Consider the following 22,283-nt stretch of genomic DNA (forward strand, 5'->3'; position numbering starts at 1 on the left):
AAGAAAGGGAGGAAAGTCCTATGAAAAGACGTTTTCTTACAATTTTAACCGCTTCAGTTCTTCTTCTTGGTGTTGCAGGACTTGCTAATGACCATGCTGAAACTGCAAGTGTAAAAATCCAAAAAACTGAACTTCCAACAACCGTATATTAATCATCAAATTATAAGCTTCCTGCAGTCGGGAAGCTTTTTTCATTGAGAGGATTATTCTTATAGGAATATGCCTAGAATTATGAAACAGAAGAAAAGAAATCGTTTTACCTACTAATTCTCCGCCTTTTAGCTTTAAATCAATAATAAGCCAAAATACACTGTTTTTTAAGACATGATAGGATAAAAGTACAATAAGAAAGGGGGCTTCATGATGAAAAGCATAAGCATGAAAGTAAATCCTCTATACTCGGATATGGATATGTCGATCCAGTTTCATTTCGAATTTTCAAAAGGTGATTGTAAGGTCGGGGAAGCCATGGTATCCACGTATGCCATGAACAACAACGTATCGTATCGTAAGTCCCGGGGTGTAACCGCTACTAAGGTTGAAAAGTGTGCGGTGATCGATCGAATGGAAGTGATTAATGAAATGGAAGACTTGTGTATGAATAAGCTTCAACATTTCCTGAAAGTGATCGGCATGACCGAAGTCCATTCTGGATATGACATAAAGCGAGAGAACATTTATCACGTATAGATTTGAAAAACTCTTCATCAGGCGCTACTGCGCTTGAAGGAGAGTTTTTTGTTTAGAGGATTCTTCTTATTCCTCTTTAATGAAGGACGTACGTCTTCCGAAGTAGTGATTACAGACATCTTTATTAAGCTTATGATGAAAAAGGTATTTGTAAGAATATCAGACCTTTCAGTGGACAAGGTAAGCTGAGAATGATTCCTGCGCACAATCTCAAAACCACCCACCTTAAAGAAGGCTGAGCTCAAAAGGGATCTTCCTTTTCATGGTGGAGTACCGGATTTTGTCGACTGTTATAGTTGCAAAAACCTCGAAGATGATCGAGGCCAAATAAGCAATGTAGAAATAACATAAATATATCCCCCATTTGCTTTCAAATGGTTGTTTCATATGAATACTATTCTCTTCTTATTGGAAAGTACCTGTTTTTCTTTTGGATGTCTGTCTTATAATGGAATTGTGAACTTAACGAAAGTGAGGCATTATTTTTGAGATACTTTAGTATGGTTTTAATCTTTTTATTGTTGGTTGGAGGATGTTCATCTCAAGGGAAAACCAATCATATTTATTTAATTCCTGAGGGATATGAAGGATCCGTTACTGTGTTTTTTAACATACCTGATGCTCCTGGTTTGAAGAAAGAAGGGGAATTCTCCGTAATTCCAATACATAAAACCGAAATTGAAGCCCTACACCAGACCGATTATGCCACCTATGGGTACGCCTTGACGTCCAGAGAGGAAACCTATACGCCCGAAGCACCTACATATGAAGTGAACAATCAGTATTATTATGTCGACGCTGAAGGCGAACGTACAAGAATTGATGATTACTGTATTCATGGAATGGGTGATCATGGTGGTTCGACCGGAGCAAGCGGAAAAGAAATTACATACGTATACTTTCAAGTAACGAACAGTGAATGTGGAGAGGATTTCTTTCTGCATGGTAACGAGAGCTACACAATTCAAAAAAACGAAGCACAAAGCAAATGGATTAATCAATATGCTGATTAGAGTGATGGGCAGTTGATTAGGTGATTTTGAGTTGATGACCAGTTCGTTTGAAGGTCTGATATATTTGAAGGTCCGTCCCTCAATGCTTTAAAGCGGTGAGGGACGGACCTTTATTGTTAAAGTGAATTTATGATGAGCAGACTTGCTATTCTGCTCGTCATATCCCTGATGTCGAGGGTTGGATCGATTTCCACGATGTCCATGGTGGTGACTTTAGGGTGCTGCAGGGCGGCTTGGATGGCGTTTGTTAGAGTATCTGGATGCATCCCACCGGGACCAATCGCCGGGCAGCCTGGGGCGTATGCCTGGTCGAGGACGTCCATGTCTACGGAGAGGTAGACGGTGTCGACTTGAGATTCTAATTGGGTTAGGGCGTCTTGGATGAGTTCTGCGATTGGTTGATGTCTGACGTCCTTCATCGTATAGACAGTGACACCCTGTTCGATGGCATAGTCATGATAGGCTTTGGCATTGGCGTAATTACGGATGCCGATTTGAATCAGATGCTCACCTTTGAGGTGCCCCTCTTCTATTAACCTTCTAAAAGGTGTTCCGTTCGTTGGTCCCCCGTCTTCCGTGTTCCGCAGGTCATGGTGAGCATCGAATTGGATGATCCCGACTGTCCCTTTCGTCTCCTTGATAGCTTTCACCGCTGATGTGGTGATGGAATGGTCGCCTCCAAGGATGATGGTGAAGGGTGCTGCGTTTGTGTTGGTTGCATCTTTGACAGATTCATAGATTCGTTGATGGCAGTCTTCTATTGATGTTGGGTGCATGGTGATATCGCCGAAGTCGATGATGGTTTTCTTGTCTTCGGCGAGGTCCGTCCCACTTTCGATGTTGTACGTCGTAAACGAGTTCAGGCATCGTCTGATCGCATCGGGTGCGAAGTTTGCTCCCGAGTGGGAAATGGAAGGTTTGGAAAGGGGAGCGCCGATGATGGCGATGTCCCCTTTCTTTCCTTCTTCCCATGGTGTCAGTAGCTCTGCTGCTTTGGTTGTATAGCGGTCTTTGAACTGAGCTTTCCCCGCCTGCTTAATGTGCCGAAATGTGCTCATGGAGCTTCTCCTTGCGGTAGATGATCCGGCCGTTTTTCATGACGGTGTGGGTGTGGTTCACCCCGTAGTGATACGGTACGTAATGATAGTTTGGTACATCCCATAGGACGATGTCAGCTTTTCTACCTGTTGCAAGCTTTCCTGCTGAGTCTCCCCTGTTAATGGCATGTGCTGCGTTGACGGTTACTGCGTTCCAGATTTCTTCCGGCGTCATTTTCAGCTGCAGGGATGCTAGATTCATAATGAACTGCAGATTCTCTGTTGGTGAGCTGCCCGGGTTGAAGTCTGTTGACAGAGCGACTGCTGCACCCGCTTCCATCATGCCTCTTGCGTTGGCGAATTTGCCTTTGTTCAGGTAGAAAGATGTGCCTGGCAGCAGGACCGCGATGGTGTCCGTCTCGCCCAGTGCCTGGATTCCTTTTTCGGATGCGCCTACTAGGTGGTCACCGCTCGTTGCTCCGATTTCCGTTGCCATTTCCGTTCCGCCGAGTGGATCGATTTCGTCGGCGTGTATTTTTACCGAGAAGCCTTTTTCTTTTGCTTTAGTTAGGAACTGGCGGGATTGTTCGACGGTGAATACTCCTGTTTCGCAGAAGATATCGACAAATTCAGCCAGCTGTCCTTTTTCGATGTCGTTCAGTAGCTCGAGCATTTCTTCTAAAAATTCATCGGGGCGACCTTTGAATTCCGGTGGGATCGCATGTGCTCCAAGGAATGTGGAAACGATGTCTGCCGGGTGTGATTCGTTCAGTTGTTTGGCTACTCTCAGCTGCTTTAGTTCGGTTTGTCGGTCAAGACCGTAGCCGCTTTTCGCTTCGACAGTTGTGACTCCGTATGAAATCATTCTGTTTAAGTGGAAGCGCGCTTTAGTGAGCAGCTCTTCTTCTGATGCTTCGCGGGTGGCACCTACGGTTGATAGGATGCCTCCCCCGCGCTTCAGTATCTCTAAGTATGGCATCCCCTGCTGTTTGAGGGCCATTTCGTGTTCACGTGAGCCGCCGAAGACTAAATGTGTATGCGGGTCTACTAGACCTGGCGTGACGAGCTTTCCTTCTGCGTCGATTCGTTCCGTTGCTTTGAGGGATTGTGCTTCTTCATGGGTTCCGATCCATGCGACAAGTCCGTCCCTGATGGCCAGGGCAGCATGCTCTGAAACCTCGAGTTTACTCATTTCCTCCCCTTTAAGAGGTCCGTCCCCATGATCCAGCGTCAGGAGCTGTCCGATGTTGTCGATGATGGTGTCGAAATGTTTTTCTGCGGTCATATTATTCTCCTCCTTTGTTCATTGGGATGTGGATGTTGTGTTTTTCGGCTGTTTTTTCTGCGATGTCGTAGCCTGCGTCGACGTGGCGGATGACGCCCATTCCAGGGTCTGTTGTGAGCACGCGTTCTAATCTTTCCTGCGCAAGGTCCGTCCCGTCTGCTACAACCACCATTCCAGCGTGCAGTGAGTACCCCATCCCTACACCGCCGCCGTGGTGGAAGGAGATCCAGGAGCCGCCTGCTGCTGTGTTGATGAGGGCGTTCAGGATGGCCCAGTCTCCTACTGCGTCACTGCCGTCCTTCATGCTTTCGGTTTCACGGTTCGGTGAAGCAACGGATCCGCAGTCCAGGTGGTCACGGCCGATGACGATTGGTGCTTTCAGTTCTCCGTTTCGGACCAGCTCGTTGATGGCAAGACCCATCTTCACTCGCTCACCGTATCCAAGCCAGCAAATGCGGGAAGGGAGTCCTTGGAATGCCACTTGCTCCTGTGCCATATCGATCCAGCGATTCAGTGCTTCGTTTTCTGGGAAAAGCTCTTTGATCAAGCGATCTGTTCTATAGATATCCTCTGGGTCTCCTGAAAGTGCCGCCCAGCGGAAAGGTCCTTTTCCTTCACAGAATAATGGACGGATGTAGGCTGGAACGAAGCCAGGGAAATCAAAGGCATTGGCGACTCCCTCATCCTTCGCTACTTGACGGATGTTGTTTCCGTAGTCGAATACGATGGAGCCTCTATTCTGGAATTCAAGCATCGCTTCCACGTGTTTGGCCATGCTTTTTTGTGAAAGGGTGGTGTAGGCTTTTGGATCCTGTTTGCGAAGCTCTGCCGCTTCTGTAAGCGAGTATCCCTCTGGTACATAGCCGTTTAAAGGATCGTGGGCTGATGTTTGATCAGTTACGATATCGATCTGAACGTTTCTTTTTAAAAGTTCATGATGAACCTCTGCCGCGTTTCCAAGTAATGCGATGGAAAGTGGTTTACCCTGGTCCCGTGCTTCATAGGCCATCATTAACGCTTCATCGATGGAATCTGTCTTCACGTCACAGTATTTCGTGTCGAGGCGCTTTTGAATGCGTTCTGCGTCAACGTCTACTGCAATCACGACTCCACCGTTCATAGTGACAGCGAGAGGTTGTGCTCCACCCATTCCTCCCAGACCCGCTGTTAGAGTGATCGTACCTTTTAGGGAGTTATTGAAATGTTTCTTCGCAAGTGCTGCGAACGTTTCATATGTCCCTTGAAGGATTCCCTGCGTCCCGATATAGATCCAGCTTCCAGCCGTCATTTGGCCGTACATCATGAGGCCTTTTTGATCGAGTTCGTGGAAGTGCTCCCAATTTGCCCATTTCGGTACCAGTACGGAATTTGATAAAAGGACTCTTGGAGCAGCTTTATGAGTTTTGAACACACCAACCGGCTTACCGGATTGAACAAGCATGGTTTCATCGTTTTCCAAGTTTCTGAGCGTGTGAACAATGGCGTCGAAGGACTCCCAGTTACGTGCCGCTTTCCCGATACCACCGTAAACGACCAATTCTTCCGGAATTTCCGCTACCTCAGGATCGAGATTGTTATAGAGCATGCGAAGGACCGCTTCCTGCTCCCATCCTTTACATTCAAGGTCCGTCCCTGTTTTGATTTGTACGATTCGTTTGTTTGCCTTAACCATTTGTCGTTTCCTCCTTTGTTTTGTTAGGTTTGATGAGTGTGCTTAACGAGATCTGTTGCAGCCACTGGTTGGCTTTTTCTATATCTTTCGAGAAGATCCGGTCCTTAGTAATGGAAGGAATGACCTTTCTCGCTGCTTCGTAAAATTGTCGTGTCTGGCTTGCCATGAGGTCCGTCCCTCGATGTTCTGCTGCCTGCAAGTTGCAGATAAGTTCGACGGCCAGGACTCTTCTTGAGTTCTGCAGGATTTGATAGGCGTGTCTCGATCCGATGGTTCCCATGCTGACATGGTCTTCCTGGTTGGCTGAAGACGGGATGGAATCGACGCTCGCTGGATGGGCGAGGGTTTTATTTTCCGAGACAAGTGATGCCGCACAGTATTGCATGATCATGGCACCGGATTGGAGCCCTGGTTGTGGACTCAGAAACGGTGGCAGGTCATTCAGCTGCGGATTCACGAGTCGTTCGATACGTCTTTCTGAGATATTGGCGAGCTCAGCTATGGCAATTTTCATAAAATCCATGGCGAAGGCGATCGGCTGTCCATGGAAGTTCCCGCCTGAAATGACTTTTTCTCCATCATCGAAAATCAGTGGATTATCGGTTGCGGCGTTCATTTCGATTTCCAGCTTTTCTTTTACATAGTCAAGTGCCTGCCAGGATGCCCCGTGAACTTGCGGGATGCATCGTAACGAGTATGCGTCCTGAACTCTGAGTTCTCCTTGCTGCGTTGTCAGCTTACTGTCTACCAGGTAATCCCGGATTCTTTTGGCCGTTGCGACCTGCTGAGGATAGCCCCTTACTAAATGAATATCTTCGTCGAAGGCATCCATGATTCCTCTAAGTCCTTCCAAGGTCAGACTTGCAATCATCTCGCTTTGGAAGGCAAGTTCCTCTGCTTCCAGGTAACCGATGACCCCCATTGCCGTCATCGCCTGCGTTCCATTGATGAGTGCCAAGCCTTCTTTCGCCTGAAGCTGGATAGGGAAGATGTTTTCTTTCGAAAGGACAGGGAGAGTTTGATGTACCTCTCCTTGATAGTGGACTTCTCCTTCTCCCATTAAAGCAAGTGCCAAGTGAGAAAGTGGTGCTAAGTCTCCGCTCGCTCCGAGTGAACCCTGCTGTGGGACCACTGGATGGATTCCTTTGTTCAAGAACTCCGCTAGCCTTTCGACGATCACTGGTCTAACACCAGAATAGCCTTTTAAAAGAGCGTTGCATCTCAGTAGGAGCATGGCACGTGAAACGTTCTCAGGAAACGGATCACCCACTCCACACGCATGGGAGTGAATCAGATTCAGCTGAAGCTCCTCCACATCATCCGCATCAATCAACACATCACTGAACTTCCCGAAGCCCGTATTAATCCCATAGACCACACGCTTCTCCTTCACAATCCTCTCAACCGCCTCACGACTCTTCCGTACCCGCTCCATACTAACCGGCGAAAGCTCCACCTGCTCCTTCCCATAAATAACCCTCTTCGCCTCATCCAAACTCAAACTACAACCCTTCAACTCCACCATTACAATCACCTCTTCATATTTTTAGGGACGGACCTCCATAAGCTGTACCTTCACAACCCCAATCTGGCCAAATCCCTCTAGATCGCTATTTTTGTTGTTTCGTTCTTTAACGCTTTAAACCACTCTGGGACGGACCTCCAAATCTGTATTGTCCACTCCCCAAAGAATCAAATTGACCCCAAAATTCCACACAAAAAGAGACCCGACCAAAGACAGACTTCTGCCGTTGGTCGAGCCTCCTTTTAACTAATATCTCTAGGCTCTAACTTATTTAAATATGATTGATTCCAAGTCCGATTGTCTCGTGCTCCAGCCCTTTTATAGGCGCACCAATCGTTCCATATAACGCTACTGCGATCCACTCGCCTTCTTCTTCACTCTCATACGGAGTGCCCCTTACAACCGAGAAGCGCAATCCAACTGTACGCAGGATCTCACCTAATTGCGTATGGCCGCGGGTCACACCCGTTAAAGCCTCCATGATGGCGTGGTATAAGGCATGCATTTCCCGGTACAAATCTTCCCGGACAAGATCACTTCGCTTCGCTGCTGTTTCAATCGCAGCCACGATTTTTTGACTGTCCATTGAGCCGATCTTCCCGGTGCAGTAACTCCAATTCAGTTCATTGAAATGACGATTCCATTCTTCTTCCTCTTTATCTACGAGGAGAAGAAGCATGGCATTCTTTCCGATACGAGTATGATCTGTCTTATCCAAGTGGCATTCGCACCTTACATGAAAATTCTAAAAATACTAATAACTACTTATATTGTATGGTCTGACCGGTAAGAGGTCAATGAAAAAAATGCTGATTTTAGAAACTTAGAGAGGTAGTTTGGTAGCGTGGTAAAGGGTTTTGCAGAGCTTCTCAGGTAGGGACATAGAAGGTGTTCGTTAGTATAAACGGTTGGAGAGCCGTCCCTCAAAAAAAGACGTACCTATTCAGATTAGGTTCGCCTCATTCCTCCTTTACTCTTCTTGTTTTTTACCTTTGCCCTTGAACACTTGGGGGTCGTTCATGAGATAGGTGACGGTTCCATCATCAGACTTCAGGCTAAGGTAGGACAGAATATCCTGTTTGTCTTCATTGGCAAGACGGTCATCCATAGGGTATAAAGATCGTATATTCAGTTGCTCCACTCCATCCCGCTTTTCGAGTACAACCTTACAATCCTTTGGTTCCTTGTCACCTATACGGACAAACTTAAATGGGATGGAATGGTTACGATCGATTGGAACGGCAAACAAGGTGGTAAACCCAACTGTTTCAAGTATCTTATCGGAATACATAATGCTTTCCAGTGCATGGGAAAATCCCGGTGGCTGATTCACAACGACTAACTTATTGTAATAATGCTGACCTTGAAAGACGACTAAATGTTTTTTCGATTTCTTGATGCTCCTCTTTGAAACATGAAAATCCTCAAACACCAATATAAAGTCTTTTTTCATACTTCCTCCTCCTCGATATAGGAATTTTTTCCTACAAAAGTGAATTTCGACATAAACATCTAATTCCCTCTAATTTTTTACAAAAATATTTTATTTTTTTACAATTTTAATTGTATTTTCGTCAAATTCCTTGTTTGGCTCTTCTTTCTCTATTTCCTTGTCTACATATTCTTTATAAAGCTTCACTTCTGAATCTGGAAAATATGCCAGGGTCCTCTCCTTTGAGAGAAGCGGGTTGTCGATGGAATGAACATATGAGGGGTAGCTGCTCCAGGGATAATACTCGGGGACGACGGTGAGTTTGGCTTTGACAGGATTCTGATGAATATATCTGCTGACCTTAATGAAATAGGCAGGGGTATCTATCTTGGTGGAGCCAAATCTTCCTTGAAAGACATGTCCGACATAATCATATTTTTTATTGAAATAAATCGCATAACGGGTATGAAGGATTCTGAAGATCTGTTGGAGTGGAACGTCGTGGGTTTCGATTAGAAGGTGAATGTGGTTGGACATTAAACAGTAAGCGTGGATTTTAAAAGGATATTTGTCTTTCGTGTCCTGCAGGTAGGATAAATACTTCTTTCGGTCTTCAATGTCATGAAACAAGTCTTGCTTCCGGTTCCCTCTCGCCGTCACATGATAAGTGGCTCCCGGACGCCAATCCCGAGGCGTTCGTACCATAACATCACTCCTTCTCATAAGTGAACTAAATTTCGTACAATAACCTATTCGACACAACTCCGCAAAATCCTCTTTTTTTGAGGGACGGACCTCTGAAAATTTACAAAAGGAGTTAGATCAGGCTGCTTGGCTTCAAGTTCTACTTTGGAGGGCCGTCCCTCAATCTTTATTCTTCTATTCTATCTATTAGTAGAAAATCTTTTCTGTTCGTTGCCTCGCTGGTAAAGCTGTTTTGAGAATAGTAGATCACAAGCTGTTTGCCGTTATTTTTAGTACTGAATACCAGTTTTGATTCTGACCTCAAAGGTATCCATTTAACCTTTCTCGTTAAACTGGGTTTCGAGCCTTCTATAACGCTAATCTTTCTCCCTTTGTTCTGATCTCCCATTCTATCTTCCACCTTTACCCCCAATTCGACAAAATTACAATTATATTTACATTTTAATACGTTTTCATGTAATTTTGTATACCTTTTTCAAATTTTCTATATTTGTAAGCAATAATAGTATTTCAAATCGTGTAATTTCCCGGTGATATCTATCAAAACCTTTATCTTGAAGAAAAAAGGGATAGTCGGTGATTAGAATGGACTTACACATAGAGTTGAAGCATTATCGGAATGACCTATTGGAGCTTACTCAGAGAGAAGCCGCCATTCGTTTAAATATCAATCAGAGTATAAACTATGAAAATGGCACAAGGGACATCCCGTATAAAATGCTCCTTACCTTTAAAGAAGTCTATAAAATCCCTACCCATGAAATGAATCGAATTATGTACGGCGGGGAAAGTGTCAGTCCTCGTAATAGTCACAATCCCATAATTCTAAGAGAAAACTTCGAAGACGAAGAAAATAGGGAAATCCTGAAGATCCTTCAAGATCACCCTAAATTCAAACGAACCCTATCCGCCCTCACCTACTTCACAGAAAAACGCAAAGAAAAATTCATCTCCCAGGTCAATCACCTTTACCAGACGATGAAGGATTGGTAGGACATTCCTTGAGGGACGGACCTCAAGGAACCTCAATAGAATTAAAAGAAATAGGCACATTAACATTATTATTCTATTAGTGGAGGTCCGTCCCTTAATATAAAAAGATATAAAACAAAAAGCGCTGAGATCCAGCTAAGGATTCTACAGCGCTTTTCGACTTTGATTTAAAGCATATCCAGTTTGCAGTTCCTGCTTTAGCCAATCAATCATTTTATCGGTATCCATATCGCCTTGCTGGCCCTTGTCATAAGCTTTCTGGATAACAGAGAGAACGTATTGTTCCTTGCTAACGATTCCTTTCAAAAAAGACAACCTCCTACAATATAAAACAGTTTCTATCACTTTATTACACTCTTAAAGGAAAGTTCAAACATCAATTACTAGATATATTACCATAATTATACAAGATTCAACAAAATATTTTTCGACAAAAAGAAATTTAAATAAGCTTTATGAACTATTAAAAATCAGAATATACATCCGATACTACGATGGTATGGGAAAAAATTAACTGACCCTAGAAAAATAGTACATACGTTGGTTAGTGTCTAACAGTTACAAGTTGGGTAAAGGGGGAAATTTATAATGGCATTTTTAACACCGGAAGAAGTAATGCGCAAGAAGAAAACGAAGAAAGCCTTTATGTATATTGGGTTCTTTATCATTACAATTCTACTTATCGCAGGAACAACTTACTTAACATATCAAGCATAAACTAACAAAAAGCGTCCATTCGACGCTTTTTTATTTTATTTCTCAATTCGTTCTACAATTTATGGAAAAGTTCGATGATTTTCGATAGAATAAGAGGTGTAATCTATTCAAGATGGAGGACAACATTTTATGCATAGAGAAGTAAGACTTTTCAGGGGTTTGAAACAGCCATCAATCTTCTTTTATCAACTCAATGAGATGGAGGAATTAAAAGGTTATAAGAAACGAGTCTTATTTCTCTTCTTATTATCCATTGTTATATTTGGTTTGATCTCGTCTTTCGGAATAGGAATGGACCCTTTGTCTAAAGACATGACGAAGCTATCCCCAACTGCATTCGAGTTGGAGAAGTTTTTATTTTTCTTAGGCAGGCTATTAGCCGGAATGCTTTATGCAGCCATTATTCTCTTTTTTTCATCACTCATTTTTTGGACCATCTCCAATGAAGGTGAGTACCGTAAACTGGTTATCACTCAAGGTCTGGTCTTAATCATTTTATTACTTGAAAAACTCACCTATATACCATTATCACTATTCTTTTCACTTGAATGGTACTCTTCACCGCTCTCTTTAGGAGTAATCACCCAATATGTTACATCAAAATCGTATGTTATTTATTTAATGGGAAGCTTCTCCCTTTTTAAAGTTTGGGTTTTCTACATTCAATATAAAGGCATCAAACAGTTAACCAATCAAAAAAACTGGATCATCTGGTTGGCAATTCTCTTAACCAATCTATTCTTTTGGTCTCTTAATGCATTATTGGCTTTCTTAAACATATCAACCCTAATTTAACTTTCTAAAGGCTGTGAACATGATGAATAGAAGAACCATTTTTTATAGCACCTTAACACTCTCTCTTTTATTTGTTGGTGCAAATACATACCTTATTGAAAAGGCGAACAGCAAGGTCGACCGCGAAGTCCGGCTAGCCACTTGGGAAATCAGCGGAAAAGACGATTTAGTTAAAGAACTTCCGAAACCAGGTGTCGTTACTCCTGAAGAAGAAAGCTACATCTATTTCAACGACGAATTTGGTTCCTTCAAGAAATTCCTCGTTAAAGAAGGTGACCAGGTAAAATCCGGAACGCCACTATATGAATACGAAGTAACCAATCAAACTCAGCAAAAAAGCGTTCTCGAATCAGAAGTGGAACAATTGGAAGATGAGATCGATAGTATTGAAGACAACATCGATGATTTGGAAAGTCTTGAATCGTCCCTTCCTTCAACTTCATCAGACGATAAAGAAATTCCAATTGATGCCAGTGCACTTCATTCGGAGTACGATATAAAAAAAGAAATCGCCGCTAAAGAATTGGAGATTGACCGTTTAGAGAATCAAATCGATAATCTTGAGCGCCAAATTTCTGATATCGAATCGTATGAAACAACGTTAACGGTTCAAAGCAGTGTCGACGGTACCATCAAGGACCTCTCCCATGCGATAGATAATCCATTGATTACGATTGCCTCACAGACCACCATTGTAACGACTGATCTTACTGAAAAGGAAATCGTTACCGTGGAAGAAAATATGAGCGCAATCGTTCAATCCGACATTGAGAAAAAGACTCAAAAAGGAATTGTGACCAGTGTTGCCACTCTTCCAAAAAACGATCCACACTTGCAAACAGATAGCATGTATCCTGTGGAAGTTAAGCTTCAGGATACTAAAAACAAACTTCTTCCCGGTCATCATGTTTTCCTTTCGATCATTACTGAGGAAGTAAAAGGGGCTTTCGTCGTGCCTGTCACTGCGATTGAAAAAGAAGGCCCTTCAAAATTCATCTGGATCCTCACTGAAAAAGGAACCGTTGAGCAAAGAAAAGTTGAAACAGGGCTCCTAGTAAACGGGCAGCAACAAATCAAGTCCGGTGTGAAGGTCGGGGAATACTACATTGTCTATCCCGGGGACATCCCTGCGCTAGAGAATGGTACTCCATTCATAACAGGCATTGATTGGGATAAAATCAAATTGCGTGAGTTGAAGAAAGTAGATCGTCCGACGGTTTTAGAAAATCTGCTGGTCGGAATACTGGAACGGAAATAATGGGAGTCGCATCTTAAACCGGAATGGTTTGGATGCGTCTTTTTTTTGACGATTTCTTGTGCAATGTAAACCACCTGTTTTAATCATTTTTCTATACATACTCCTTCCCAACCAACAAATACTATTGGTTAACCACTTCAGAAAAGGAGCGCTCACCATGAATACACTAAAACGCCTCATCATCCTAACCATCCTCCTCTCCCTCCTCGCCTTCTCCTTCCCCTCCACCTGCCTATTCGCAGCCCCAACCCCACCCAACAAAAATGTCATCCTCATGATCATGGACGGCACCAACTCCGACATCGTCACATTGTCGCGTTGGTACCGAGGGACGGACCTTCAACTGGATAAGATTCTGGTCGGCGGCGTCCGGACGTATTCTGCTCAGTCAGCGATTACCGATTCCGCTGCAGCCGGGTCGGCCATGGCCACCGGTTTGAAGACGAAAGCTGATTACATAGGTATGAACCCGGATGGACGTCCCGTTTTGACGGTCCTTGAAGGTGCCAAGTTTTCCGGCTACAAGACGGGCATCGTATCCACCTCCCCTGTCCAGCATGCCACTCCGGCTGCGTTCACAGCCCATGTCCTGAACCGTGATGAATTTGGAGATATCGGCGAACAACAGGTGTACCAGGGTCTCGACGTTATCTTAGGTGGAGGTGCCGCCTGGTTGAAGCCAAAATCAAAAGACCACATCAAAAATGATGACGGTATGCTTAAAACCAAGGAAGTCAGTCGCGAGGACGGAGAAAATCTCGTGAAGGTCATCGGCTCAGCCGGATACGATTTGGTTTTGAAGAGGGACGGACTTCTAAAAAGAATAGGCTCTTCTAAATTATGGGGTGCGTTTGCGGAAGAGGACATTGCCTATGAAATGGACAGGAAGACGTTAAAGCCTGATGAACCTTCACTTGCGGAGATGACTCGTGCGGCCATCCAGCGTCTTTCTCAAAGTGAGAAGGGGTTCTTCTTGATGGTCGAAGGCAGCAAGGTGGATTGGGCAGCTCACAAAAATGATCCTGTAGGAATGATCAGTGAGGTATTGAGCTTTGATGACGCCGTTGGAGAGGCTTTAGCATTCGCTCGTGAGGACGGTAATACGATGGTGGTAGCCGTGACTGATCACGGAAATAGCGGGCTGACACTGGGGAATCAGGGTACAAGCGGGGATTACAAAAATCAGCCTGTTGAAAAGTTTGTGGAGCCTTTGCGTAAAGCTGAGCTTACTGTTAAAGGCGCTGTTTCCCAACTTAAGGAGGACCGTTCAAATTTAAAAGAGGTTCTTTCAAACTATGGGTTGGGGAATTTGAGCAAGAAAGAATTCTGTGCGATGGAAGATGCATCTAAAAAAGTAGAGGATTTAGAGGATGAAATGGTGAAGCTGATGGCAAAGCGGGCTAATCTTGGCTTTACCACACATGGTCATACTGGTGAGGATGTCTTCTTATATGCGTATGGACCTGGTAAGCCTGTTGGTCTTATTGAAAATACCGATATTCCCAAAGTGATTTCTAAGTATCTTGGATTTTCATTAACTTCAGGTAAATTCGCTTCCTGGTACTTGGATGGTGTGAAATTTTATCGCAAAAGAGGTTTTAAGGTGAAGATCGAGGGACGGACCTCGAAAAATCCTGTGATGGTTGTGGAGCGTGGGGACGAAAAGCTGCGTTTTCCTGAAAATAAGGATTTTTATTGGAAAAATGGTGAAAAGGTGAGGCTGAAGAGTGTGAATGTGTTTGATGGGAAGACTTTTTATGTGCATGTGGAGGGTTAATGCGGTGAATAGAGCGGTTTTGAGCTGATTCTGGGCTGTTTATTTTCAAAATCGGGAGTTTTATTTTCAATATTGACGTTTTATTTTCAAATCTCAGGATTTATTTTCAAAAACGCACATTTTATTTTCAAAACCATCTCCATCGATCGGTTCCAGGCAGCTTTTTGTAGGTTTTTACTCAGTTATTATCGACTTTGAAGGTTTTATTATCGACTTGGGACCATATATTATCGACTTTTGAATTATATTATCGACCTTGGAGCATTTATTATCGACTTTGCCACTTATATTATCGACTTTCAAAATTTATGATCGATTCGCCTCCCATTCCACGCCTCACTACACCATTCGACAAACTCCTCCATCCTCTTCTCACCCTCTTCCACCACTTCCCCCGTCCCATGTTCCTTTTCCCCCTCCTTTTGCGTTATAATAAAAGAATGCGATTTTATAGATTGGAGAGGTTGGTTGATGTCGATTCGTATTCAGGAGTTGAAGGATAGGTTACTTCCCATGAGTCAGTCGATACAGGGTGAATTGGACCCAAATCAGGATGAGAGCAAGAATGTCGTGTCAAAGGGCCTTCTTTTGTTCCGTCAGAATCTGGTTTCGAACGTGAAGGTCCGGGATGAGGAAGTGACGGCCGAGGTACAGGATGTGACGCCTGTCACCCTTGAGCTGAATTTTTCGTTTCCCCTTTTAAGCAAGTGCTCATGTCCTCAGGATAAATGGTGCCGGCATCAAATGGCGACCTTTTTTATGCTATATAACAAGGTTGGACGGGTCAGTGAGTGGATCCAGAACTGGCGGAGTCAGTCGGCTCCCCCTAGTCAGGAAGCCCAGACACTGGATGATTTATTGAAGAAGCACAGCAGTACCGGTGCTCTAAAGAAAGCAAGCGATCTATTAAATGAACGTAAAACGCGAGGTAACACGCCTGAGGAATGGTGGCAATTCTTTAACTCCCTTCTGAAGCAGGAAGACTTAGAGTTACTTGAAAGACAGCCCTATTTGATGGATGTCCTCGTTCAGAATATAACGAAACGCTTCATGAAAGAAGCTCCATTCGAACGGGAATGGAAGCCTCTTTATCAGCTCTTTGCTACCTTTTATTTGTCGATTCACATCGATCTTTATTTACAAAAGAGGAATGTAGAGCTGAGTCGCGAACAGTACAGCATGTATGATTTTCTGTTAGGAGAAATGGAAGATGCGGTTGAAAAACTGTCGATTCATGCCATGCCATTCAGCTTCGATCCGTACATTGCTTTTTTGAAAAAGCAGACGGTCGAGATGAGTGACTCGGCAGAAAACAGTACGATGATGAAAGCCGAAGTGTACCGCTTCCTATGGTATTACTTGTTCAAACAGAAGTCGTGGCGCCGTGAAGAGGTTGCGCGTTTAGAAGAAAACAGCGCGCAGGATTCCACTTTTTACAACGTCGCAATCCTTCATCAATATTTACTCCTTGAAGATTTAAATAAGGCGAGTGAAGTGGTGGACGAACTGGGTACTGAGCTCGTCGCGTTCAGTGAATTCTGGCTGCGTAAATTTTTCGTAGGGAAACGTTACGAAGTGGGATTCTTCCTGGTCCGCAATATTTTATCCAGAATGCCGGACCACTTGGAAACCCTCGATTATTATGAAGCGACCCGATTCGTACGCTGGTTTGTGCGGATCCTGCCGATGGATTGGCTGATGGAAAAGGACAGCTCCCTTGTCAATGAACTTCTTCTATCCATGCTTCCGTACAGCTTCTTCTCGTACAATGAGTATCTTATCAGTGCGAAGGCTTATCGTGAATGGGTTGAGCTCCAAAAGTACATGAGCTACAGCATTCAGGAGATGGAAGGCATGGGCCTCCGCGATGTGACGAAGGAAGCGCCTGAGCTTGCCCTTCCGATCTATTACGCCGGGGTCATGGATGCTATCGATCAGAAGAATCGCGACAGCTACAAGCTGGCGGTTCGTTATATGAAAAAGATCCGGACGATTTATAAAAAAACGAAGAAAACCGACAAATGGGACGTCTATCTCCCCTACATTTTAGATAAATACAAGCGATTACGCGCGTTCCAAGAAGAGTGCAGAAAGGGTAAGTTAATCGATGCTTAAACTGTCTTCCGTAAAAATCAACGTCAACACAACTGAATATGAAGACCGTTTCTTCATCACTGCGGAAAACGACAAAGGTGAAATTCTGCCTCCAAAAGAATGGAAGGGTCAGCTGTTTCTTTGGCATGAAGAAAGTTACTACGGGACACTCCTTGAGGATTCCACAAACGGGATCGCAGTGACTCAATGGCAGCTTCTCACATTGCTTGCCGGTGAGCATTTCAGCAGCATGATCGAGTGGGACTGGGATGAGACCGGGCAGGCGTGCATTGCGATAGCCCCTGTGATCTACGAATCGGTGGAAGCCGGTCGCTGGCTTCCACGCTTCGAGGAATGGCAGGAAAAAGGGTTGCAGTTTCATATCCCCGATGAAGTCTGGTCGAATTTTAATGATGAGTTCTGGAAGGAAGAGCTTCCTGATGGAGGTCCGTCCCTCAAAAATCTTACCAAAAATTGGTTTCAAGGTGCATTGAATGAGGCGATGGCTTCGGGTGGATCGAGTGCGATGAAGCGGATTCAGAAGCTGAAGGAAAGTACGCTGACGTCTGAAGAGCTGGATGCGTATTTTGATGAGAAGCGTTGGAGTGAGTGGATTGCCGGTGAGGATGAAGAACTTCCGTTTTCGATCGGCCTGAGGATCTCTGAGCCTCTTGATGAGGATCAGTCCTGGGAGCTTGAGACGATTCTCAGAGACCGCAAGAAAACGAATCGCGTCATTTCACTGGCTGAAGACACAGTCCCTCCTTCCTGGAAAAAGCACCTGCCTGATGTATCTGAAGAACAGGAACGGTGGATGAAGATGATGCCAATCCTCCGTGACGTGGATGGGTCCCTCCGCACAGCTCTTGGTGAGCACGATGCCTGGGATTTCCTATCCGTATTAAGTGAGAAGCTCATCGATTTAGATATTGAAATTCTCCTGCCGTCATGGTGGGAAGCGATGAAAGATGCTCAGGTATTGGTAAAAGCAAAGCTGAAAAACACGGACACAAGCTATCGTAAATCCTTCGTTGGCCTCAATGCCATGCTTGATTTCGACTGGCGATTATCGATGAACGGAGTCAATCTGTCAGAGGATGACTTTAATCAACTCGTCGATAATCAGCGACGGTTAGTGAAAATTCGTGGTCAATGGATGAAGCTTGATCCCGCTATGATTAGAAGAATTCAACAGATGATGACGAAAGCGAAGCAGGAAGGGATTTCGATCCAGGATATGCTGGAGCAGGAGCTGGTTCCCCGGGATTCTGATGAATCGGATCTGGAGCAGGATGACGACGAGCATGATCCTTATAAATATGCCAAGATACAGCTGGAACTCAATCGATCTATGAAAAAGATGATTCATCAGCTGACAAATGTGTCCTCGATTCCTTTAACGGAAACACCTGACACGTTTATCGGCGAGCTTCGTCCTTATCAGCAGCTGGGAATGAGCTGGATGCTCTTTTTACGAAAATTCAGCTTTGGCGCTTGTCTGGCCGATGACATGGGACTCGGAAAAACGGTCCAGCTGATTACCTACCTGCAGCACGTAAAAGAAACCGAGATACCGGAAACACCTTCCCTCATCGTTGCCCCTACCTCCGTTCTCGGAAACTGGCAGCGGGAGTTGGAGAAATTTGCACCGGACTTGAAGGTCCACCTTCATTATGGACCGACCCGGACGAAAGGCGAACAATTTGCCAGGGAAATCAAAGGCGTCGATGTGGTTCTTACCTCATACGGCTTGTCACATATTGATTTTGACGAGTTATCAGAAGTGGTGTGGACTTCCATCTCTCTTGATGAAGCGCAAAACATCAAGAATGCCAATACAAAACAATCACGTGCCATCCGCAAACTCAGCGGTAAGCACCATATTGCGCTCACCGGGACCCCGATGGAAAATCGGTTGTCCGAACTGTGGTCGATCTTTGATTTCCTTAACCACGGGTACCTTGGTGGATTCACGCAGTATCAGAAAAACTATATTGCTCCGATTGAAAAAGATGAATCAGAAGAAAAAGTCAAAGAGCTTCAGGCAAAAATCAAGCCTTTCTTATTGCGTCGTACCAAGAAAGATCCCGAAGTGGAATTGAATCTGCCTGAAAAACTGGAACAGAAAGAATATTGTCACCTGACCACTGAGCAGGCGGCACTGTATGAGCAGCTGGTGAAGGACACTCTCGCGAAAATTGAAACATTGAGTGGATTTGAGCGCAAAGGATTAATCCTTCAAATGCTCAACCAACTGAAGCAGCTTTGCAACCACCCTGCTCTCTATTTAAAAGAACCGGATCCAAAATCGATTCTCTCCCGCTCTGAAAAAATGCAGAAGCTGAAGGACATCGTGGAAACCGCTCTGGAGTCTGGCGAAGCTTGCCTGATCTTCACCCAATATATTTCAATGGGGGAAATGATCCAGGAAGTGATGAAAGAAGAATTCAACGTCGATGTCCCATTCCTGAACGGAAGCATGGCCAAAGGAAAACGGGATGAACTCGTGGAGAAATTCCAAAATGGCGAGTTTCCAGTCTTCCTATTGTCACTGAAAGCCGGCGGAACCGGATTGAACCTGACCGCCGCCAACCACGTCGTCCACTACGATCGCTGGTGGAACCCAGCGGTAGAAAACCAGGCAACCGACCGTGCGTATCGGATCGGACAACAGCGATTCGTCCATGTTCATAAGCTGGTCTCTTCGGGTACCCTTGAGGAAAAAATCGATGCCATGCTGATGAAAAAGCAGGCATTGAACGATGAAATCATCCGCAGTGATCAATGGGTTACGGAATTGTCGGATCAGGATTTGGAATCGTTGTTGGTGTTGGAGTAGTTGTATGTGACCTCTTTCCTTTTGCGGGGAAGAGGTTTTTTGTAGGTGTGGTCTGAAATTAGTGGCTATTGGGGTTATTTAAAAGGATTTTGACAAATTAGGGTTAGGTTTGAATTCATTTTTTACAAATATAATTATATAAATGATTACGTTTAATCTGCCGATACCTTTTGTTGCGCCACTTCCGAGCAAACTTGTGCCACTTCTGGACTTTGTTGTGCCACTTTTAGCGTCTGTTGTGCCAATTCCCACAAAACTCGTGCCAAAATGTGAACAACCGGAATCATTAACATTCACCACGGGAGAAGATCTAATGCAACATCGCTCTCTTACCAATCAAAAAAACGCCGGCTCCCCAAAAGGAAACCGACTCAATATGAAGACAATAAGGGGAATTACTGCTTACGTTACTCACTGCTACACATGTATATTTCTAATGAGGCATATTTGAGGCATGTTGCGATGACCATTGGAATTTGAGACAGCTGCTTATTAGGTTGGTTGGATTGTTCGTATGGAAAGAATTCTGGGTGGAGTTTTTTTTATGACGAGGTTTTCAAAACTGGACTCGGGTATTCGTATCCTTGCTCAAGGGCTGTCACCCGTTGAGATAAATAGAAATTTTCGACGTTTGCTCTTGCTACTTTTTTGATGAGGTCTTCTGTTAACTTTTCCATTCTGTCAATTCTTTGTTCAAGATCTTGCAGTGTGGCCACAACTCCATCTCCCTTAAATAAATATTAAAACGGTAATTCGATTGGCTCTTTCTTGCTTGGCTCTGGTGCTTCTGCAGTTTCCCTTCTGCTGTCCATAAAGCGGACATTTTCAGCCACGACTTCGGTTACATACGTTCGTTTTCCTTGATCGTTATCAAAATAACGGGTTTGGATTCGACCGGTCACGCCAACGACAGATCCTTTCCGGCAGTATTTCTCCGTATTGTCTGCTGCCCGGTTCCATATGGTGCAGAGCACGAAGTCTGTCTCAATTTGGCCTTTTTGATTCTTGTAGTTACGATTCACAGCTATCGTAGCGTTAAGTATCGATTTTCCTTCCAATGTTTTTCTTGCTTCAGGATCTTTGGTCAGCCTTCCAACGAGGGTCACTTGGTTGATCAATTGTATTCTTTCCTCCTTTCTCTTAAGCTGCTTTCATCTTACAATCTTCTGTCTCATCTTGTAAAATCGTGAATTTCCGAAATTCGAGGCAAAAATGGCTTGAATTTCGGAAATTCCCCTAGGGAGATTTTACGTTTTTTACTCAAAAACGGGGCCAAAATCACAAAATTGCATCTTTCGTCCTTTTTTTTCATTGAGGAATTTGTTAGGGAAACAATTCCTACTATGATATAATTTTATAAAACCTTTAAATGGGAGATGTTCGTTCATGAAAACCTTTAAAGTTATTTCACTGCAAGTAGTGGAGAACGATGAACTGCGTGACTTTGAGATAGTGGACGGTCTGATTATTAATAAAGAGGATGGGCAAAGTACGTGGCTTGTCGAAACGTACTTGTCGAATAAATATATCGAGTTCTTTCAAGAGGCTCAGCAACGAAAGGAAGATTTGGAAATCCAGGTCGTGATTTCTAATAAGGCCAATGACCCGGCTGCGTTCATGACTACAATCCGTTGTATTAAAGAGATGGATGAGCATATCAGTATTATGTTTGAGGGGAAATTGAAAAAACAGAGGAATGAATATGCAGAATTACTCCTTGATGACTTAGTACAAAAAGGATATTCGGGCGAAGAGTTAATCCGTGAGTTCCGTGAGAAAATGGTATCGAAGCCAAGGATTCCGGCAACGGCAAAACCTAGCGTTTAATTGTACAAAATTATGTAATATTCATCTGTTTGATTATGATATAATTGTATTAATATTGTGGCTTCTTATATGAAGTTCTTAGGTAGGTGTTCCCTGTGATTGGAGAAAGAGTAAAGAAATACAGACAAGAAAAACGCATGTCCATGACAGAGCTTGCTGATAAAGCCGGTGTTGCAAAGTCATACTTGAGTTCAATAGAGCGTAACCTTCAACAAAACCCTTCTATCCAATTCCTTGAGAAAGTTTCAGCTGCTTTAGGGATTCCGATGGATGCTCTTTTACACGATCTACCAGATGATCAAAATATCGATCATGAGTGGCTTAAGATTGCAGAAGAAGCCATGGATTCTGGAATTACCAAGGAGCAGTTCAGGGAATTCATTGAATTTAACAAGTGGAAATTAGGCAATAAATAAAGTCTTGCGAGGGATTCGCAAGACTTTATTTATATTAAATCACTTTGTACTCGGCTTTTACGTCCTGGGGTCGCTTTTGTAAATACTCCCTAATCTGTTCCTTAGAAATACCTGCTTCTAAAGCTTGTCTGACCAAATCTACCCATTCTTGATCCAATACTTTGTTCCCCAATTTGTTTCCCCTCCTAAAATACACTAAACGTATTCC

25 protein-coding genes are annotated in these 22,283 nt (G+C 44.0%); 13 read left to right on the plus strand and 12 right to left on the minus strand.

Annotated elements, in window-relative coordinates:
- Window positions 1-20 precede the first annotated feature (20 nt).
- The 4 genes from ACIFOD_RS12085 (at window position 21) to ACIFOD_RS12100 (ending at window position 1,703) form a co-directional block, all read left to right on the plus strand.
- Window positions 21-152: a hypothetical protein gene (locus tag ACIFOD_RS12085; protein ID WP_430314883.1), complete on the plus strand. Its 132-nt coding sequence runs from the start codon at window positions 21-23 to the stop codon at window positions 150-152.
- Between the two features lie 211 nt (window positions 153-363).
- Window positions 364-690: a hypothetical protein gene (locus ACIFOD_RS12090; RefSeq protein WP_430314884.1), complete on the plus strand. Its 327-nt coding sequence runs from the start codon at window positions 364-366 to the stop codon at window positions 688-690.
- Between the two features lie 48 nt (window positions 691-738).
- Entirely contained in the window at window positions 739-879 is a 141-nt protein-coding gene (locus tag ACIFOD_RS12095; protein WP_430314885.1) for a hypothetical protein, read from the plus strand.
- A gap of 311 nt (window positions 880-1,190) precedes the next feature.
- On the plus strand, window positions 1,191-1,703 hold the full coding sequence (locus ACIFOD_RS12100; protein WP_430314886.1) for a DUF6843 domain-containing protein: 513 nt from the start codon (window positions 1,191-1,193) through the stop codon (window positions 1,701-1,703).
- Between the two features lie 116 nt (window positions 1,704-1,819).
- Here the strand turns inward: ACIFOD_RS12100 and hutG are convergent, their stop codons facing one another.
- The 8 genes from hutG to ACIFOD_RS12140 form a co-directional block, all read right to left on the minus strand.
- The gene (gene hutG, locus ACIFOD_RS12105; RefSeq protein ID WP_430314887.1) at window positions 1,820-2,761 is read right to left on the minus strand and encodes a formimidoylglutamase; all 942 of its coding nucleotides are present in this window, start codon (window positions 2,759-2,761) and stop codon (window positions 1,820-1,822) included.
- Complete coding sequence (hutI, locus tag ACIFOD_RS12110) at window positions 2,739-4,025, minus strand: imidazolonepropionase (RefSeq protein WP_430314888.1); 1,287 nt, start codon at window positions 4,023-4,025, stop codon at window positions 2,739-2,741. Before hutI ends, hutG begins: the two co-directional genes overlap by 23 nt.
- Before the next feature lies 1 nt (window position 4,026).
- Entirely contained in the window at window positions 4,027-5,697 is a 1,671-nt protein-coding gene (hutU, locus tag ACIFOD_RS12115; RefSeq protein WP_430314889.1) for a urocanate hydratase, read from the minus strand.
- The gene (gene hutH, locus ACIFOD_RS12120; protein ID WP_430314890.1) at window positions 5,690-7,222 is read right to left on the minus strand and encodes a histidine ammonia-lyase; all 1,533 of its coding nucleotides are present in this window, start codon (window positions 7,220-7,222) and stop codon (window positions 5,690-5,692) included. The genes hutU and hutH overlap by 8 nt, the downstream gene beginning before the upstream one ends.
- 271 nt (window positions 7,223-7,493) lie before the next feature.
- Window positions 7,494-7,940: a hut operon transcriptional regulator HutP gene (gene hutP / locus ACIFOD_RS12125; RefSeq protein ID WP_397553754.1), complete on the minus strand. Its 447-nt coding sequence runs from the start codon at window positions 7,938-7,940 to the stop codon at window positions 7,494-7,496.
- Window positions 7,941-8,192: 252 nt separating this feature from the next.
- Entirely contained in the window at window positions 8,193-8,675 is a 483-nt protein-coding gene (locus ACIFOD_RS12130; protein WP_397553753.1) for a hypothetical protein, read from the minus strand.
- A 90-nt stretch (window positions 8,676-8,765) separates the two neighbouring features.
- Complete coding sequence (locus tag ACIFOD_RS12135) at window positions 8,766-9,359, minus strand: REP-associated tyrosine transposase (RefSeq protein WP_430314891.1); 594 nt, start codon at window positions 9,357-9,359, stop codon at window positions 8,766-8,768.
- Between the two features lie 166 nt (window positions 9,360-9,525).
- The gene (locus ACIFOD_RS12140) at window positions 9,526-9,747 is read right to left on the minus strand and encodes a hypothetical protein (RefSeq protein WP_430314892.1); all 222 of its coding nucleotides are present in this window, start codon (window positions 9,745-9,747) and stop codon (window positions 9,526-9,528) included.
- Window positions 9,748-9,944: 197 nt separating this feature from the next.
- Here ACIFOD_RS12140 and ACIFOD_RS12145 point away from each other — a divergent pair, with 197 nt between their 5' ends.
- The gene (locus ACIFOD_RS12145; protein ID WP_430314893.1) at window positions 9,945-10,352 is read left to right on the plus strand and encodes a helix-turn-helix domain-containing protein; all 408 of its coding nucleotides are present in this window, start codon (window positions 9,945-9,947) and stop codon (window positions 10,350-10,352) included.
- A gap of 144 nt (window positions 10,353-10,496) precedes the next feature.
- Here ACIFOD_RS12145 and ACIFOD_RS12150 read toward each other — a convergent pair whose 3' ends face one another.
- The gene (locus tag ACIFOD_RS12150; RefSeq protein ID WP_430314894.1) at window positions 10,497-10,658 is read right to left on the minus strand and encodes a hypothetical protein; all 162 of its coding nucleotides are present in this window, start codon (window positions 10,656-10,658) and stop codon (window positions 10,497-10,499) included.
- Between the two features lie 282 nt (window positions 10,659-10,940).
- Between ACIFOD_RS12150 and ACIFOD_RS12155 the strand changes: the two genes are divergently transcribed.
- The 6 genes from ACIFOD_RS12155 (at window position 10,941) to ACIFOD_RS12180 (ending at window position 19,832) form a co-directional block, all read left to right on the plus strand.
- Window positions 10,941-11,069 carry a hypothetical protein gene (locus ACIFOD_RS12155; protein ID WP_430314895.1) on the plus strand — a complete coding sequence of 43 codons (129 nt, stop codon included), beginning with the start codon at window positions 10,941-10,943 and terminating at the stop codon, window positions 11,067-11,069.
- Between the two features lie 129 nt (window positions 11,070-11,198).
- Window positions 11,199-11,864: a hypothetical protein gene (locus ACIFOD_RS12160; protein ID WP_430314896.1), complete on the plus strand. Its 666-nt coding sequence runs from the start codon at window positions 11,199-11,201 to the stop codon at window positions 11,862-11,864.
- Between the two features lie 22 nt (window positions 11,865-11,886).
- Complete coding sequence (locus ACIFOD_RS12165; RefSeq protein ID WP_430314897.1) at window positions 11,887-13,122, plus strand: efflux RND transporter periplasmic adaptor subunit; 1,236 nt, start codon at window positions 11,887-11,889, stop codon at window positions 13,120-13,122.
- Window positions 13,123-13,279: 157 nt separating this feature from the next.
- Window positions 13,280-14,899 (plus strand): alkaline phosphatase, encoded by a 1,620-nt coding sequence (locus ACIFOD_RS12170; protein WP_430314898.1) that lies wholly within the window; start codon window positions 13,280-13,282, stop codon window positions 14,897-14,899.
- Between the two features lie 471 nt (window positions 14,900-15,370).
- Window positions 15,371-17,014 carry an SWIM zinc finger family protein gene (locus ACIFOD_RS12175; protein ID WP_430314899.1) on the plus strand — a complete coding sequence of 548 codons (1,644 nt, stop codon included), beginning with the start codon at window positions 15,371-15,373 and terminating at the stop codon, window positions 17,012-17,014.
- Entirely contained in the window at window positions 17,007-19,832 is a 2,826-nt protein-coding gene (locus ACIFOD_RS12180) for a DEAD/DEAH box helicase (RefSeq protein WP_430314900.1), read from the plus strand. Before ACIFOD_RS12175 ends, ACIFOD_RS12180 begins: the two co-directional genes overlap by 8 nt.
- A 542-nt stretch (window positions 19,833-20,374) precedes the next feature.
- On the opposite strand, the gene ACIFOD_RS12185 is transcribed toward ACIFOD_RS12180, so the two are convergent.
- Entirely contained in the window at window positions 20,375-20,548 is a 174-nt protein-coding gene (locus ACIFOD_RS12185) for a hypothetical protein (RefSeq protein ID WP_181778094.1), read from the minus strand.
- 24 nt (window positions 20,549-20,572) lie between these two features.
- Window positions 20,573-20,950 (minus strand): single-stranded DNA-binding protein, encoded by a 378-nt coding sequence (locus tag ACIFOD_RS12190; RefSeq protein ID WP_430314901.1) that lies wholly within the window; start codon window positions 20,948-20,950, stop codon window positions 20,573-20,575.
- 268 nt (window positions 20,951-21,218) lie between these two features.
- On the opposite strand from ACIFOD_RS12190, the gene ACIFOD_RS12195 reads away from it, so the two are divergent.
- Window positions 21,219-21,659: a YwpF-like family protein gene (locus tag ACIFOD_RS12195; RefSeq protein ID WP_430314902.1), complete on the plus strand. Its 441-nt coding sequence runs from the start codon at window positions 21,219-21,221 to the stop codon at window positions 21,657-21,659.
- Window positions 21,660-21,754: 95 nt separating this feature from the next.
- Window positions 21,755-22,075 (plus strand): helix-turn-helix domain-containing protein, encoded by a 321-nt coding sequence (locus ACIFOD_RS12200; protein WP_427599828.1) that lies wholly within the window; start codon window positions 21,755-21,757, stop codon window positions 22,073-22,075.
- A gap of 34 nt (window positions 22,076-22,109) precedes the next feature.
- On the opposite strand, the gene ACIFOD_RS12205 is transcribed toward ACIFOD_RS12200, so the two are convergent.
- Window positions 22,110-22,247 carry an anti-repressor SinI family protein gene (locus ACIFOD_RS12205; protein WP_430314903.1) on the minus strand — a complete coding sequence of 46 codons (138 nt, stop codon included), beginning with the start codon at window positions 22,245-22,247 and terminating at the stop codon, window positions 22,110-22,112.
- Window positions 22,248-22,283 lie beyond the last annotated feature (36 nt).

The organism is Rossellomorea sp. NRS-1567, from assembly GCF_050467885.1.
Classification (GTDB): domain Bacteria; phylum Bacillota; class Bacilli; order Bacillales; family Bacillaceae_B; genus Rossellomorea; species Rossellomorea aquimaris_C.